The following is a 15,533-nucleotide window of genomic DNA, read 5'->3' on the forward strand; positions in this document are numbered from 1 at the left end:
ACTTTCAGCTGCTGTCCACTTCGGAAAACCGAACCGACCCGACGAGCACCTGCCGGTCGCCGGCCGAGGTGCGGAACTCGCCGGTCGCCCAGTGCTCGATCCTGAGCTCGTCGCCTGGGAGCACCGGGGCGGTGAACCGGGCGTGCAACTCGGTGAAGTTCCTGCCGCGCACGGTGATTCCGAGGGTGCACACGCCATGCAGGATCGGCTTCGGGAACCCCGCCCTCCGCGCGAACTCGGGGTCGTGGTGCATCGGGTTCACGTCACCGGTCTCGCAGTAGCGCAACGCCTGGTTCGTCGACGTCCGGAAGTAACTGACCTCCGGCTCGGTGTCCGGAACGCCGAACTCGCGTGTCTCACCGCGCTCGCCGCCGAAACCGCCTTCGCCCTTGACGAAGCACGACGAGCGCGTCGAGGCGTACCCCGACTCCCAGGTGCTGACGACCAGCGCTCCCGAACCCTTGTCGTAGATGCCGGTGACGGTCTTGGTGACGATCGTGGAGCCGTGCGCCGGGAGCGGCCGGTGCAGCCACAGCGACTGCTCGGCGTGCAGGACCTGGGTCATGTCCGCGCCGGTCAGGCCCAGCTGCGGGCCGCCGTGCTGCAGCAACGGGATGGCGAACGCCGGGGAGTAGCCGCCCGTCGCCGACGCGTACACCCCGGCGTCGTCGGCCGACCAGGTGCGGACCTGTCGCTCGACGACGCCGAGGATGTTGTGGTTGAGCACCACCCCAAGATAGAGCTAACCGAGCGTTCCCCGGATGTTCGCGTGACCCTTGAGGAGATTCCGGGCGATCGTGCGGCGCTGGATCTCGTCGGTGCCCTCGTAGATCCGCAGCAGCCGCAGCTCGCGGTACCAGCGCTCGATCGGCAGCTCACGGGTGTAGCCCATGCCGCCGTGGATCTGCAGGACGCGGTCGACGATCTCGTTGGCCTTGATGCCGCCGTAGAGCTTCGCGATGGACTGCGCCTGCCGCGAGTCCTGCTTCTGGTCGACGAGCCACGCGGCGTGCAGCACGAGCCAGCGCAGTGCCTCGATCTCGACCGCGGAGTCCGCGATCATCCACTGGATCGCCTGGTACTCGGCGATGGGCTGGCCGAACGTGACGCGGTTCTTGGCCTGCTCGATCGCCATCTCGACGAGGCGCTCGACGCTGCCGAGCGCGCGGGCGGGCAGCAGGTAGCGGCCCTGACCGATCCACTGCATCGCGAGGTGGAAGCCCTTGCCGACCTCGCCGAGGACGTTCTCCTCGGGCACGCGGACGTTGTCGAACACGAGCGCCGCCGGACCCCACTGGCCCATGGTCGGGATGGGCTCGGACTTCCAGCCCATGTCGCGGTCGACGAGGAAGCACGTGACGCCGCCGTCGGCGCCCTTCTCCTTGTCCGTCACGGCGAAGACCATCACGAAGTCGGCCTCGTTGCCCTGCGTGATGAACGTCTTCTCGCCGTTGATGACCCACTCGTTGCCGTCCTTCACGGCGGACGTGCGGATGGCCTTGGCGTCACTGCCCGCGCCGGGCTCGGTGATCGCGAAGCACGACACGCGTTCGCCGGAGATCGTCGGCAGCAGGTAGCGCTGCTTCTGCTCCTCGTTGCCGTGGAACAGGATGTTGTCCGCGTAGCCGCCGAACCGGAACGGGACGAAGCTGCGGCCGAGTTCCGCCTCGATGAGCGCGGTCATCATCGCGCCGAGGCCCATGCCGCCGTACTCCTGCGGCGTGAGGACGCCGAAGAACCCGGCCTGCTTGGCCTTGTCCTGCAACGCCTTCAGCTCGTCCTTGGGCAGGCCCGGCTGGCCGGCGCGTTCCCGGCGCAGCACCTCCGGCTCCAGCGGGATGATCTCCTTGCGCACGAAGGTCCGCACCCAGTCGCGGATCTCCTTCTGCTCGGCGTCGAGCGTGAAGTCCATTTCTTTCCCTTCAGACGAACGCGTTGATGCCCGTCAGCGCTCGGCCGATGAGCAGTTTCTGGATCTGGCTGGTGCCCTCGTAGAGGGTGGTGACACGGGCGTCCCGGAGGTACTTGCCCACCGGGTACTCGTCGATGTAGCCGTAGCCGCCGAAGACCTGGACGGCGTTGTTGGCGACCTTGACCGCTGCTTCGCTGGCGTAGAGCTTGGCCATGGAGGCTTCGGTGCTGAACGGCAGATTTCGGTCAGCGAGGTCGGCCACTCGCCACGTCAGGAGCCTCGCGGCATCGGTTTCCACGGCCATGTCGGCCAGGAGCTCCTGGACGAGCTGGAAGCCCGCGATGGGCTTGCCGAACTGCTCACGTTCCTTGGCGTAGCCGAGCGCGGCTTCGAGTGCTCCTCTGGCCGCGCCCACGCAGCCCGCCGCGACGGACATGCGGCCCTTGTCGAGCGCGCCCATCGCGAGCTTGAAGCCTTCCTCGCTGAGCAGGGCGTCGTGCGGGACCTCGACGTCGTCGAGGGTGATCTCGGCGGTGGCCTGGCCGCGCATGCCGAGCTTGCCCTTGATCTCGGTGGCGGTGAAACCGTGCGTGTCCGTCGGTATGAGGAAGGCGCTGATGCCCTTCGGACCGGGGCCGCCTGTGCGGGCGAAGACGAGCGCGACGTCCGCCCACGTGCCGTTGGTGATGAAGACCTTGCGGCCGTTGAGGACCCAGCCGTTGTCCGTCCGGGTGGCCTTGGTGGTGAGGCTGCCGGCGTCGCTGCCGGTGCCGGGTTCGGTGAGCGCGAAACAGCCGATCTCCGTGCCCGCGGTGAGGCCGGGCAGCCAGCGCTGCTTCTGCTCTTCGGTGCCGTGCTTCGCGATCGACTTCGCGACCAGGCCCAGTGACACCGAGATGATGCCCCGGACGGCGCTGTCACCGCGGGCGACCTCTTCCAGGACCAGGCAGTACGCGAGGTTGTCTCCGCCGGACCCGCCGTGCTTCTCGTCGATGCCGAGCCCGAGGAACCCGACCTCGCCGAGCGCCGGAACCAGGTCCCTGTCGATCGCCTCCTCCCGGTCCCAGCGTGCCGCGTGGGGGACGATGCGCTCGTCAGTGAAGCGCCGCGCCAGCTCCCTGAGCTGGCGGTGTTCGTCCGAAAGCGTCAAGTCCACGGGTCCTCCCGATTAACCGAACAGTGTTAGGTTAACCCACATGCCCCGGCCGAGCACCCCTCTGCTGAGCCCCGATCGCATCAGGTCGGTGGCTCTGGCCATCATCGACCGCGACGGCCTCGACGGCCTCTCGATGCGCAAGCTGGCCGCCGAGCTGGGCGTGCAGGCGGCGTCGCTGTACGGCCACGTCCGCACCAAGGACCAGCTCCTGAACGACGTCGCCTCGTCGATCCTGTCGTCGGTCGACGTCTCCGGCTTCTCCGTCGACTGGCGGGAGGGCCTGCTCCGGTGTGCGCGGTCCTACCGTGCGGCGCTGTCATCGCACCCGAACATCGTCCCGTTCCTCGCCTACGGCCCAGCTGGCCGTGACGAGTCGTTGCAGCGGCTGGACATCCTGCACGGCGCACTGGTCGACGCCGGCTGGTCGCGCCGCGAGGCCACGATGATCGCCGCCGGGCTCATGTACATCGTGTTCGGCTCGGCCCTGAGCTCGTTCTCGAGCGGCTTCTCCTCCGATCCGGCGGACTACACCGGCCGCTACCCGCACCTCGACCGCGCCCACCTGCTGCCGGGCGTCGCACGTGAGCTGGACCGCGACAGCTTCGAACTGGCGCTCGCGGCGTTCGTCCGGGGCCTTTAGTGTTCTGGCGTGGCTGCTGCGAAGTCGAAGGCGATCGAGCTCGAGGTCGGTGACCAGCTGGTGCGGGTGTCCAACCCGGACAAGCCCTACTTCCCCGCGCGGGGCATCACGAAGGGTCAGGTGGTCGAGTACTACCGCACCGTGGCGCCCGTGCTGTTGTCGGTGCTGAGGGACCGCCCCGTCGTGCTGAAGCGCTACGTCGACGGCGTCGAGGGCGAGGCGTTCTACCAGAAGCGCGCGCCCAAGGGCGCACCTCCGTACGTCGAGACCGTGCAGGTCCGCTTCCCGTCCGGCCGTCCGGCCGACGAGATCTGCCCGACCTCCGAGGCCGTGATCGTGTGGGCCGCCAACCTCGGCACCTTCGACTTCCACCCGTGGCCCGTCCGTCGTCCTGACGTAGACCACCCCGACGAGCTCCGCATCGACCTGGACCCGCAGCCGGGCACGGACTTCTCCGACGCCGCTCGGGTGGCTTCGGTGCTGCGCGAAGTGCTGGCCGACGCGGGCCTGACCGGTTATCCCAAGACCTCCGGTGGCCGCGGCATCCACGTCGCCGTGCGAATCCGCCCCGAATGGGACTTCATCGACGTCCGGCACGCGGTGATCGCTCTGGCGCGAGAGGTGGAGAAACGCGCGCCTTCTCTGGCGACCTCGGCGTGGTGGAAGGAAGAACGCGGTTCGCGCGTCTTCATCGACTTCAACCAGGCGGCCCGTGACCGCACGATCGCCTCGGCCTGGTCGGTGCGGGGAACTCCGCGCGCCACCGTCTCGACTCCGGTCACGTGGGATGAACTGTCCACTGTGGATCCCGATGACTTCGACGTGCTGACCGTGCCGAAGTATTTGGAGGAGCGCGGTGATCCGCATTCGGGGCTGGACTCCGAGGCGTTCGGCATCGAGACCCTGCTGGAGTGGTACGCGGCTGATCCGCGCGGTGAGATGCCGTACCCGCCGGACTACCCGAAGATGCCGGGCGAGCCGATGCGCGTGCAGCCGTCGCGGGCGCGCAAACAGGAGTGACGAGCGACCGTCGTGAGCTGCTGAACTGCAATTCGGTTGCCCGACGGGTGATGATCACCGCGTGGAACCTGACGGTGAGCTGTTGCGTGACCGCCTTGGCCTGCGTGGCGACGTGGTGCGGTTCGAGGAGGGCTCGTTGCCCGTCTTCGCCATCGGTGACGACCTGGTGCTGAAGCTGTGGCCGCCGGAGCACCACGACGAGGTGCCGACCGAGGTCGCGGTGATGGAGGCGTTGCACGGCAGGCTGCCGGTGCCGACTCCGGAGCTGCACGACACCGGTGTGCTCGGCGAGTGGGCTTACGTGCTGATGTCGCGGTTGCACGGCGAGGAGCCCGACGTGCCGGACGTCGAGATCAGTGCTCAGGTCGGTGAGGTGCTGGCGGCGTTGCACGAGATCGCGCCGCCGGAGGTGCTGGAGCCGGGGAACTGGGCGGCGTTCGTGGCCGAGCAGAAGGCCGGATGTGTTGCGCAGCAAGAGAAGCGGAAACTGCCGGAGCGGTGGCTGGAGCAGATTCCTGAGTTCCTCGACAGCGTGGATCTCGGGGAGCCGCGGCCGGTGTTGCTGCACACCGAGGTCATGAACGTGCACCTGTTGCAGCAGAACGGGAAGCTGTCGGGACTCTTCGACTTCGAGCCGGCCATGCGCGGGGCGTTCGAGTACGAGTTCGTCGGCGCGGGGATCTTCGTGACGAAGGGCGACCGCCGGTGCTGGAAGGCGATGGTCGACGCGTACGGGCGGGTGCCGGACCCGCGGCGGGTGATGGCTTACACGCTGCTGCACGTGTACAGCAATGTGCCGTGGTTCATGAAAGACATGCCGGAGGCCGACACGCTCGACGAACTCGCCGTCCGGTGGTTCTCGGAGTGAGCCAACCGGCTGTATCGGGGACTGATCCAGCTGCCGGCCTCGTAGAATGTGGGGAACGCGAGAGGAGGTCGCCGTGTCCCAGCCCTATGTCGTGCGGTACGTCGGCGGTCCCCTCGACGGCCGGGTCGACTCGTTGCCGTCAGCTCCGGAGGATCCGAAGCTGACCGTGACGCACGTGCACCTGCACGGCGGACCCAAGATCGTGCACATCTACGACCTGTCGTACGCGGTCGAGTACGGGTGTGAGTACCGGCTGCGCGCCGAGGAAGCCTGAGCGATCCTCACGTGGACATGTACAGGCAATAGGGTTTACCGTTTGTCATGAGAGCGCTCTCACACACTGTGGTGCGAGAGGAGTTTCCATGCACGTGCGGATTCGAGGAGCGATCGGCATCGCGGCGGTGGCGATGTCGCTCGTGGCGGCCGGGCTGGTCGTCGGGCAGCCGGGGGTGTCCCACGCGGGACACGGTCACGTCTACAGCGCTGAGCAGGCGCGGGCCATGGCCGAGCAGCAGGCGATACCGGGATCCGAGTTCCGGGTGACCTGCGCGGCCAGTCATCGCGGGCAGGATGACCCGATCGTGTTCCAGAACCAGTCGGGTGTCTCGCACATGCACGAGTTCTTCGGCAACCGGACGACGAACGCGTTCTCGACGCTGACGTCGTTGCGCGCGGGGGCGACGAACTGCAATCCGGTGTCGGACAAGTCGGCGTACTGGGTGCCGACGCTGTACAAGAACGGACAACCCGTCGCGCCCGACAGCGTGACGATCTACTACCAGGGCATTCACGACCGGGAGAAGGCGGTCGCGCACCCGCAGGGGCTGCGGTACGTGGTGGGCAACGCGAAGGCGGCGTCGGCTGCCGAAAATCCGGCCGCGCGGTGGTCGTGCACCACGCAGTCGCCGTCCAGCCGAGACTTCCTGGTCTGCCCGCCGGGCACGAAGGTCGAGACCTATCTGGACTTCCCGACGTGCTGGAACGGACGGGACCTCGACTCGCCGAACCACCGGGACCACATGGCGTTCGCGGTCGGGCTGGTCTGCCCGCCGTCGCACCCGGTGGTGGTGCCGCGGCTGGAGTTCCTGATCACCTATCCGGTGAACGGGACCGGGTTGTCATTGGGAGGCACGCGCAACGGGGTGAACGTGACCAGCGCGCCCGGCTACACGTTCCACGGTGACTTCATGAACGCGTGGGATCCGGCGGAACTGCAACGGCGCGTCAGGAACTGCATCAACGCCGGCTACATCTGCGGAACCGACGGCAACCCGTAAAAAGATCTTGCTGCCGACCCGGTGCTCAGAATTGTCAGGGGTGTAGGGCATGCTGGGGCACAGGTGTTCGAATGGCGGGAGGCAGCGCGATGGCGAAGAAGAGCGGGCTGTCGGCGGACGACGTCGACAGCCTGCGCTCGCAGCTGGACGGAGGCACCCAGCCGCTGGTGTGGTTCACGGCGGCCGCGGTGGGCATGGAGGCGGGGAGGTCGGCGAAGGTTCTCTCGTTCACCGAACCGGAGGAGGGCGATTTCATCCAGGTGCGCCCGACCGGGTCGAAGGACGAGATGTCGTTCTCGCCGGCGGAACTGACGCTGGAGAAGCCCCCGCCGCGCAAGAAGCCGGCGGCCCCGCCTCCTGCGCCACCGGAGCCGCCGCGAGAGACTGAGATCCTCTACCCCTACGTTCCGGAGGCGCCGGTGAAGCCCGCGGCCCCCAAGCCGAAACCCGCTGCCGCCCCCGCCGCCGCCGAGCCGGCGCCGGCGAAGCCCGCGCGCAAGCCGGCCAAGGGCGCCACACCCGAGGTCACCGTCACGCTGGTGGCGGTGGGCGAGGGCGAGTGGACGGTGGAGGTGCTGCAGGGCACCCGCAGGGCGGTCCGCCCGACCCCGGTGTCGCCGGCCGCCGTGGCCCAGGCCGCGAAGCTGCTCACCCCCGAGGTCGCCGAGATCGTCGAGGGCGTCCTGAACGCGGCGCGTGCTCAGCAGCTGGCGCGTGTGGAGCAGTTGCGGGCCGAATTGGAGGCAGCTCAGAAAGCGCTGGAGGATCTGGGCGCGTAGCGCGGTCACACGCTGCGACGCCCCGGTGGTTGTGCCGTCGCGTTCGGGTGAGAGGACTTCCCACGGCTGGTGCCGGGGCGGACCGTGGGATGCGCGGAGGTCCCGCGCAGGTCCGGCTTGGAGTACGGGGAGGCCCTGATGGGTACGTGTGGGTGCTGTTCCGGGTGCACGGGTCCCGGCTGCGGCTGCTGTTCGAGCTGCTGACACAAGATTCGCTCGGGGAGCGTCCCGCGATCTGGCCGCGGGAGGCTCCCCGCCGTCGTTCCCCAGAAGGATCAGGCCGGGCAGGGTCAGGGCGGGCAGACCGTGCCGTTCGACGGCACCTTCGCGTCGATCAGGTAGTCGCGCACCGCCGTCGTGGCACAGCCCGACTTCGTCAGCGCCCCGTGACCGCTGCCCTGCCAGCCGATCAACACCGACCCCGGCAGCCGCTGCGCCGTGTGCTCGGTCCCGGACGCGGGCGTCGAGACGTCGTTGGCCGTGCTGAGCACGACGATCGGCGGCGCGCTCTTCAACGGGTCGAGCTTCTCGGCCTTGGGCGCCGGGAACGGGGTGCACTGCAGCAGCTTGCGGGCGAACAGCGCGCCGAACATCGCGTACTTGCCCTGCCAGTCGGCGGTCAGCGCCTTCACCCGATCCGGTGGGATGCGGGTCGCGGTGTCGTTGCAGCCGATGATCAGTCCCGCGTCGAAGCGCGGCGGGTTCTCGTCGAGGTCGTTCACCAGCGGGTCGAGCAGTGAGAACAGGCCGCTGCCGTCGCCGGCGCGAGCCTTCACCAGCGCGTCGGCCAGCTGGGGCCAGCGCGAGCGGTCCGCCAGACCGGTCAGGATCGCGTTCAGCGCGGAGCCGGGCGTGAGGTCCACGTACTCGCCGCGCAGCCGTCCGGACCGCAGCTGGGTCAGCAGCGCCTGGACGTCCTCGCGCGGGTTCGCCAGCGCGCAGCCGCGGATCTTGCAGTCGCGGGCGAACGCCTCGAACGCCGCCTCGGACGCCGCGGCACGCGACTCCAGGACGCCGGCCTGGTCGAGCGCGGGGTCGGGGGCGCCGTCCAGCACGACGCGGCCGATGCGGTTCGGGTAGCGCTGGGCGTAGGTCGTGAGGACGCGCGAGCCCTCGCCCAGCCCGATGGCGTTGAGCCGGTCGGTGCCGAGGTAGTCGCGGAGCCGTTCGAGGTCGGCGGCCGCGCGCCACGAGTCGAACGCGGTCAGCCTGCCTTCGAGGTCGAGCACGCACTCCTGCGCCGCGTCACCGGCGGCGACGACGAGGCTCGACTGCTCGGCCTCCGCGGGGTCGTACTCGACGAGCTGCGAGCGGGTCGCCGGCGGCACGCACGACATGCCGTCCGAACGGCCGGTGCCGCGCCGGTCCACGCCGATGATCGTGTAGGTGCTGAGGATCTCCTTGGGCAACGCCGCCGCGAGCCGCGCGGCCTTCATCGTGCCCGGCTCGCCACCGGGGTCGTTGACCACGACCAGCGCGCTCTTGCCCGTGCCGACGCGCATCAGCGCGAGACCGAGCGTGCCCCGCCCGGGACGTCCCGGCGGGTCCAGCACGACGGTCATGCGCGCGCATTCGTACGTTTGATCGCCCTGGGGAGCATCGGCGCCGAGGCGGTCCTTCATCTGCTCGTTGCACGGCGACCAGCCCAGCGAGTCCGTCCGGTACTGGCTGAGCGGCGGCACGGGCTGCGGCCCCGCGAGCGCGCTCTGGTCGACGGGCTGGTTCTCCTCGCCCTTGACCGCGATCACCGGCCGGGTCGAGGGTCCCGCGCTGCACGCCGTCAGCACGCTCACTGCCAGTAGGACCAAGGCAGCGCGACGCACAGATGTCCCTCACTCTCGTTCACTCTCAGGGGGAGCTGAGCGTCGCACGTCAGAGGTGAGAACGCGGTAAGTGAGGTCCCTGTGTGCTGGCTCACCGGCACGCATATATGGGATGCCCCGCGCGACAGCCCTGAGTGAGGATGGGAGCCATGGCTCACGCTGATCGGCTTCCCGCCGCCAGGCTCGTCGGCGGCATCCCGCCGACGGCGCTCGTGCTGCTCGGCATCGTCAGCGTGCAGGTGGGCGCGGCCCTCGCGAAGCAGCTGTTCACGGTCGCGGGCGCGGCAGGCACGGTGACGCTGCGGCTGGTCGTCGCCGCGATCGTGCTGGTCGCGATCTGGCGGCCGTCGCTGCGCCTGGACCGCCGCACACTTGCGGTCGTCCTGACCTACGGCGTGGTGCTCGCCGCGATGAACCTCTGCTTCTACTTCGCGCTCGAACGCATCCCGCTCGGCGCCGCGGTGACGATCGAATTCCTCGGCCCGCTGGCGGTGGCCGTCGCGGGTTCGCGGCGCTGGCTCGACGGCGTGTGGGTGCTGCTCGCGGGCGTCGGCGTGGTGCTGCTGACGCGGGTGCAGGGCGGTCTGGCGTTGTCGGGCGTGCTGTTCGCGCTGGCCGCCGGTGCGTGCTGGGCGGCGTACATCCTGGTGACGGCCAAGCTCGGCAGCAAGACCACCGACGGCAAGGGCCTCGCTCTGGCGATGGTGGTGGGGTCGGCGGTCGCGTTGCCGTTCGGCGTCTCGTCCGCCGGTACCGCGATGCTGGACCCTGTCGTGCTGGCGGCGGCGTTCGCGGTGGCCTTGATGTCGTCGGTGATCCCGTACTCGCTGGAGCTGGAAGCGTTGCGGCGCATGCCTCCGCGGGTGTTCGGGATCCTGATGTCGCTGGAACCGGCCGTGGCCGCGCTGGCCGGTCTGCTGCTGCTCGGGGAACACCTCAAGCCGGCGCAGTGGGTCGCCGTGTGTTGCGTCGTCATCGCCTCGGTCGGGGCGACGCGCTCGGCGCGGCCGGAGGCCTAACGGGGGCGGAGCTCGCCCTTCAGCACCGAGGCCACGTCGTAACGTGCCGGGATCTCCAGCTGGTCGTAGCGGCACGACAGCGGCTCGCGGTCGGGACGCCACCGCGCGAACTGGCCGTTGTGCCGCAGCCGCACCGGATGCTCCCCCTCGGTCTGGGTGTAGTGGATCTCCAGCACCCGCTCGGGGCGCAGCGCCACGTACTCGGCCTGCTTGCCGCGCCACCGGTTGATCTCGCCGGGAATCCGCTGGCCCGGCTGGGGATTCGCCCACGGGTGGTCGTCGGACTCGGTGATCAGCGGTGCGAGCTCGGTGGCGAGCTCGCGGCGTTCGGCTGCCTTGAACGACCCGCAGACGCCGATGTGGTGCAACAGGTCGTTCGAGTCGTAGACGCCGAGCAGCAGTGAGCCGACGGCGGTGCCGGGCTCGGTGTCCTTGTGCCAGCGCAGGCCCGCCAGCACGACGTCCGCGGTGCGGGCGTGCTTCACCTTGATCATCGTGCGCTTGCCCGGCGTGTACGGGCCGTCCGCCGGCTTGCCCATCACGCCGTCCAGGCCGGCGCCCTCGAACAGCGTGAACCACTCGCGCGCGGTCTCGGCGGACGTGGTCGCGGGCGTGATGTTCAGGTCCGGGATCTTCAGCAGCGCCTCGCGCCGGGCCACGGTCGGCGACTCCAGCAGCACGTCGGAACCCAGCGCCAGCAGGTCGAACGCGACGAACGTGGCCGGCGTCGACTCGGACAGCAGAGCCACCCGCGAAGCCGCCGGGTGGATGCGTTCGGAGAGAGCGTCGAAGTCGAGCTCCTCGTCGCGCGCCACGACCAGCTCACCGTCGACGACCGCGCGCTCGGGGAGGACCTCCAGCATCGAGGCGACGACCTCGGGGAAGTAGCGGTTGAGCGGCTTGCCGCTGCGGGACTGCAGGAAGACCTCGTCGCCCGCGCGGAACACCACGCAGCGGAAACCGTCCCACTTCGGCTCGAACACGAGGTCTGAGGAATCCGGTATGCCGTCGACCGCAGTGGCGAGCATCGGCTGCAGAGGCGGTGTCACGGGTAGGTCCGCAAGTTCCACACCGTCATCCTGCCTCTTCAGCTGGAATTTCGCCGCCGATACCGCATCAGAAGCACGTCGTCGGCGCGCAGAACCGAGCGCAACGACAGATCCGCGGGCGGGATGACCGGGCCGTGCGCGATTCGCGGCGCGTCGCCCACCGCGAGCAGAGGCGAGATCGTCAGGTTCAGCTCGTCCACCAGACCCTCGGCCACCATCGAGCCGAACAGCGTCGGCCCGCCCTCCAGGTTGATCCGCCGCAACCCCCGCGCGGCCAGCTCCTCGACGGCAACCCGCAGATCGACCTCCGTGTCGCCGGCGACGATCACGTCGGCGGGCAGCCCGGACAGTCCGGCGGCAGCGCAGGTGATCACGATCGGTGGCACCGCGGTGTTCGTGAACAGCGGCAGCTCGGGCGTCAGCGTCCCGCGCGCCGTCACGACCGCGATCGGCAACGCGGCGGGCAGGCCGAGCCGCGCCCGTCGTTCGAGATCGGGCCGCGCGCCCCGGTAGCCCTCGACCAGCACGGTGCCCGCGCCCACCAGCACGACGTCGGCCAGGTCGCGCCCGAGCAGGTAGATCTGCCTGTCCGCGGGCGAGCCCAGCCCTGCCGAACGTCCGTCGACCGACACGGCACCGTCCACGCTGGACACGAAGTTCGCGGTCACCCACGTCCGGTCCGCGGGGTACTCGTAGAGCGACTCGAGTGCTGTGTCGGTCATCTCAACGCCCGGTGAGGGCCACAACATCTGCACGAACACATCCCATCACGCCGATAGGGTGCGGGCATGCGCTTGTCCGACCGGGATCCCCAGATCGGGGCTGACGAACTGATCGAGAGCCTGGTGCCGCCACCCAGGTTCGACCACGTCAGCTTCGACAGCTACCTCCCCAACCCGGACGAGCCCAGCCAGGCCGCCGCCGTCGAGGCCGGCCGCCTGTTCGCCGCGCGCGTCAGCCTGAAGCGCAAGAAGTGGTCGCTGTTCGGCTCCAGGACCGAGGACGAGGGCAAGCTCGGCCTCTACCTCGACGGCGGCTTCGGCGTCGGCAAGACCCACCTGCTCGCGTCGCTCTGGCACGCCGTCCCCGGCCCCAAGGCGTACGGCACGTTCGTCGAGCTGACCAACCTCGTCGGCGTCCTGACCTTCCCCGAGGCCGTCAAACGCCTGAGCGGCCACAAGCTCCTCGCCATCGACGAGTTCGAGCTCGACGACCCCGGCGACACCATGCTGGTCACCCGCCTGATCAAGGAACTGACGGCGCAGGGCGTCTTCATCGCCGCCACCTCGAACACGCTGCCGGACAAGCTCGGCGAGGGCCGGTTCGCCGCCGCCGACTTCCTGCGCGAGATCCAGTCGATGTCCTCGAAGTTCGACGTCGTGCGCGTCGACGGCCCCGACTACCGCCACCGCGGCCTGCCCGACGCGCCGCCGCCGATGTCCGACGACGAGCTGCAGTCCAAGGCCGCGAGCACCGAGGGCTCGACGATCGACGACTTCGACGACCTGTGCAAGGCACTGGCCCGCATCCACCCGTCGAAGTACGGCCGCCTCCTCGACGGTGTCTCGGCGGTGCACCTGAAGGACGTGAAGCCGGCACCGGACCAGTCGGTGGCGTTGCGGCTCGTGGCGTTCGGCGACCGGCTCTACGACCGCGACATCCCGGTCGCGGTGTCGGGTCAGCCGTTGTCGGAGCTGTTCACCGACGAGATGCTGCGCGGCGGCTACCGCAAGAAGTACCTCCGCGCGGTCTCCCGGCTGGTCGCGCTGAGCCGCTGATCGCCAACGATCGAGCGACGCAAGTTTGACTGCGGCGACGTTCGAGTATCCACTGGGGTGACGAGCGGGAATGAGGACGTCCCGATGTCTTCCGGAGGCACCGATGCTGAGTGAGGCCGAACGCCGCTCGCTCCAGGAGATCGAGCAGCGGCTGTCAGCTGAAGAACCCAGGCTCGCCCGCACCCTGAACCACCAGGTTCGGCCTTGGTTGTTCTACCTCTTGCTGCTCGTGTTCGGCGGACTCACCGTGCTCCTGACGGTGATCGGCGCGCTCGGTCCCGCGTTCCAGTGCCTGCTGGTGACGGCTGCCGCGCTGGTCCTGCGCCGCTACCCGATCAGACTCCGGTAGCCGGAAACTCGCTGGCGTTCACGACCGGGGACCCCCGACGATCTCCGGCGTGGGGTATCTGGAAGCGAACGGGCTCGCGTACACGCTGCCGGACGGCCGGGAGCTGTTCCGCGACGTCTCGTTCAAGGTGAGCGGCGGCACCGTCGTCGCGCTGGTCGGCGCGAACGGCGTGGGCAAGACGACGCTGCAACGCATCCTGTCCGGCGAGCTCGCCCCGAAGCTGGGCAGCGTGCACGTGCAGGGCGGCCTGGCGGTGATGCCGCAGTTCATCGGCTCGGTCCGCGACTCCTCGCTCGTCCGCGACCTGCTGCTCTCCGTCGCACCTCCAGCGTTGCGTGAGGCCGCATCAGAACTCGACGAGGCCGAGCTCGCGCTGATGGACACCGACGACGAAGCCGCCCAGATGCGCTACGCCAACGCCCTCACCAGCTACGGCGAGGCCGGCGGCTACGACATCGAGGTCCTGTGGGACACCGTCACCGTTCTTGCGCTCGGCCTGCCCTATGACCGCGCACGGTTCCGCGAAGTCCGCACGCTGTCCGGCGGCGAACAGAAACGCCTGGTCCTGGAGACGCTGCTGCGCGGCCACGAACAGGTGCTGCTGCTCGACGAGCCGGACAACTACCTCGACGTTCCCGGCAAGCGCTGGCTGGAAGAACGCCTGAAGGCCACCGACAAGGCCGTGCTCGTCGTCAGCCACGACCGCGAGCTGCTGGCCAACGCCGCCACGCACGTCGTCACCATCGAGGCGCACTCCGCGTGGACGCACGCCGGCTCGTTCGCGACCTGGCACGCCGCCCGCGCCAAACGCATCGAGAAGCTCCAGGAAGATCACCGCCGCTGGAACGAGGAGCACGAGCGCCTGAAGGAGCTCGTGCGCACGCTGCAGCAGCAGGCGAAGTACTACGAGTCGATGGCGCCGAAGTACCGCGTGATGGCCGCCCGCCTGCAACGGTTCGAGGAGGCCGGTCCACCGCCGGAGATCCCCACCGACGAGAAGGTCAACCCGCGGCTGAAGGGCGGCCGCACCGGCGTTCGCGCGATCACGTGCGAGCAGCTGGAGCTGACCGGCCTGATGAAGCCGTTCTCGCAGGAGATCTTCTTCGGCGACCGGGTCGCGGTGCTGGGTTCGAACGGCTCGGGCAAGAGCCACTTCCTGCGGCTGCTGAGCGGTGACGACGTCCGCACCACCGGCGCGTGGAAGCTGGGCGCACGCGTCGTGCCGGGCCTGTTCGCGCAGACGCACGAGCACCCGGAGTGGATCGGCCGCACGCTCGTGGACATCCTCTGGCACGGCGACGACCAGCGCGCCGGCCGTGACCGCGGCGCCGCGATGTCCGTGCTGAAGCGGTACGGCCTGGACAAGGCGGGCGACCAGCGATTCGAGAACCTCTCGGGCGGGCAGCAGGCGCGGTTCCAGATCCTGCTGCTGGAGCTGTCCGGGGCGACGTTGCTGCTGCTCGACGAACCGACCGACAACCTCGACCTGGCCTCGGCGGAGGCATTGCAGAACGCGCTGAACGACTTCGAGGGCACGGTCGTCGCGGTCACCCACGACAGGTGGTTCGCCAAGTCGTTCGACCGGTTCCTGCACTTCCGGGCGGACGGCCGAGTGTCTGAAGTGGACGAGCCGGTCTGGACGTAGCGCGGACTACGGGTAGCTGCCTTCCAACGGCACCGTCAGGCGGTGTGGATCAGGCCGCGATGCGGTGTCGTGGCAGCGTTTGCTGCTACGGGTTGGCTTGCGGTGTGGAGTTGGTTGTTGCGTGGTTTTCGTTGTGGGTCGATGAACGCGGGCGGCCGGAAGTGCGGTAGGCCGCTGATCATCTGGATCTGCCAGTGGGAGTGGTGGATGAGGTCGTG

At 69.2% G+C, this 15,533-nt stretch carries 16 protein-coding genes and 1 pseudogene; 10 read left to right on the forward strand and 7 right to left on the reverse strand.

The genetic code is table 11. The annotated features are described in order from the left end of the window. Positions 1–4: 4 nt before the first annotated feature. From C8D87_RS44520 to C8D87_RS44530, 3 genes are read right to left on the reverse strand one after another with little or no spacing between them, the layout of a single operon-like run. Positions 5–727, reverse strand: a complete 723-nt coding sequence (locus tag C8D87_RS44520) for a MaoC/PaaZ C-terminal domain-containing protein (protein WP_146772106.1) — start codon at positions 725–727, stop codon at positions 5–7. Positions 728–742: 15 nt separating this feature from the next. Next, positions 743–1,912, reverse strand: coding sequence for an acyl-CoA dehydrogenase family protein (locus tag C8D87_RS44525; RefSeq protein WP_109642632.1), 1,170 nt, complete (start codon positions 1,910–1,912; stop codon positions 743–745). A 10-nt stretch (positions 1,913–1,922) separates the two neighbouring features. Continuing rightward, entirely contained in the window at positions 1,923–3,068 is a 1,146-nt protein-coding gene (locus C8D87_RS44530; protein ID WP_112232684.1) for an acyl-CoA dehydrogenase family protein, read from the reverse strand. A 40-nt stretch (positions 3,069–3,108) separates the two neighbouring features. Between C8D87_RS44530 and C8D87_RS44535 the strand changes: the two genes are divergently transcribed. The 6 genes from C8D87_RS44535 to C8D87_RS44560 all read left to right on the forward strand — a co-directional run bounded on the left by C8D87_RS44535 (position 3,109) and on the right by C8D87_RS44560 (position 7,652). After that, a complete protein-coding gene (locus C8D87_RS44535) occupies positions 3,109–3,708 on the forward strand; it encodes a TetR/AcrR family transcriptional regulator (RefSeq protein WP_170155376.1) in 600 nt (199 codons plus the stop codon). Between the two features lie 9 nt (positions 3,709–3,717). Then, the gene (gene ligD, locus C8D87_RS44540) at positions 3,718–4,728 is read left to right on the forward strand and encodes a non-homologous end-joining DNA ligase (RefSeq protein WP_112232686.1); all 1,011 of its coding nucleotides are present in this window, start codon (positions 3,718–3,720) and stop codon (positions 4,726–4,728) included. 61 nt (positions 4,729–4,789) lie between these two features. Continuing rightward, positions 4,790–5,596 (forward strand): phosphotransferase family protein, encoded by an 807-nt coding sequence (locus C8D87_RS44545; RefSeq protein ID WP_233442582.1) that lies wholly within the window; start codon positions 4,790–4,792, stop codon positions 5,594–5,596. A 73-nt stretch (positions 5,597–5,669) separates the two neighbouring features. After that, a complete protein-coding gene (locus C8D87_RS44550; RefSeq protein ID WP_109642641.1) occupies positions 5,670–5,870 on the forward strand; it encodes a hypothetical protein in 201 nt (66 codons plus the stop codon). Between the two features lie 94 nt (positions 5,871–5,964). Continuing rightward, positions 5,965–6,873 carry a DUF1996 domain-containing protein gene (locus C8D87_RS44555; RefSeq protein WP_170166824.1) on the forward strand — a complete coding sequence of 303 codons (909 nt, stop codon included), beginning with the start codon at positions 5,965–5,967 and terminating at the stop codon, positions 6,871–6,873. Positions 6,874–6,944: 71 nt separating this feature from the next. Further along, positions 6,945–7,652: a DUF6319 family protein gene (locus C8D87_RS44560; RefSeq protein ID WP_233442583.1), complete on the forward strand. Its 708-nt coding sequence runs from the start codon at positions 6,945–6,947 to the stop codon at positions 7,650–7,652. 290 nt (positions 7,653–7,942) lie between these two features. On the opposite strand, the gene C8D87_RS44565 is transcribed toward C8D87_RS44560, so the two are convergent. Further along, complete coding sequence (locus C8D87_RS44565; RefSeq protein WP_233442584.1) at positions 7,943–9,445, reverse strand: alpha/beta hydrolase; 1,503 nt, start codon at positions 9,443–9,445, stop codon at positions 7,943–7,945. 179 nt (positions 9,446–9,624) lie between these two features. On the opposite strand from C8D87_RS44565, the gene C8D87_RS44570 reads away from it, so the two are divergent. Next, positions 9,625–10,494, forward strand: a complete 870-nt coding sequence (locus C8D87_RS44570; protein WP_233440288.1) for an EamA family transporter — start codon at positions 9,625–9,627, stop codon at positions 10,492–10,494. Here the strand turns inward: C8D87_RS44570 and C8D87_RS44575 are convergent. Next, positions 10,491–11,564: an ATP-dependent DNA ligase gene (locus tag C8D87_RS44575; protein WP_109642650.1), complete on the reverse strand. Its 1,074-nt coding sequence runs from the start codon at positions 11,562–11,564 to the stop codon at positions 10,491–10,493. The genes C8D87_RS44570 and C8D87_RS44575 overlap by 4 nt on opposite strands. Before the next feature lie 17 nt (positions 11,565–11,581). Further along, positions 11,582–12,265 carry a pyrimidine reductase family protein gene (locus C8D87_RS44580; protein ID WP_233442585.1) on the reverse strand — a complete coding sequence of 228 codons (684 nt, stop codon included), beginning with the start codon at positions 12,263–12,265 and terminating at the stop codon, positions 11,582–11,584. A gap of 66 nt (positions 12,266–12,331) precedes the next feature. Between C8D87_RS44580 and zapE the strand changes: the two genes are divergently transcribed. The 3 genes from zapE to C8D87_RS44595 all read left to right on the forward strand — a co-directional run bounded on the left by zapE (position 12,332) and on the right by C8D87_RS44595 (position 15,315). Further along, positions 12,332–13,321, forward strand: a complete 990-nt coding sequence (gene zapE / locus C8D87_RS44585; protein WP_112232696.1) for a cell division protein ZapE — start codon at positions 12,332–12,334, stop codon at positions 13,319–13,321. Positions 13,322–13,424: 103 nt separating this feature from the next. Further along, a complete protein-coding gene (locus tag C8D87_RS44590) occupies positions 13,425–13,670 on the forward strand; it encodes a DUF3040 domain-containing protein (RefSeq protein ID WP_170166825.1) in 246 nt (81 codons plus the stop codon). A gap of 49 nt (positions 13,671–13,719) precedes the next feature. Then, positions 13,720–15,315: an ABC-F family ATP-binding cassette domain-containing protein gene (locus tag C8D87_RS44595; RefSeq protein ID WP_112232700.1), complete on the forward strand. Its 1,596-nt coding sequence runs from the start codon at positions 13,720–13,722 to the stop codon at positions 15,313–15,315. Positions 15,316–15,350: 35 nt separating this feature from the next. Here the strand turns inward: C8D87_RS44595 and C8D87_RS47305 are convergent. Next, positions 15,351–15,533: pseudogene (locus C8D87_RS47305) on the reverse strand (hypothetical protein); the annotation flags it as partial.

The organism is Lentzea atacamensis (assembly GCF_003269295.1).
Taxonomy (GTDB): domain Bacteria; phylum Actinomycetota; class Actinomycetes; order Mycobacteriales; family Pseudonocardiaceae; genus Lentzea; species Lentzea atacamensis.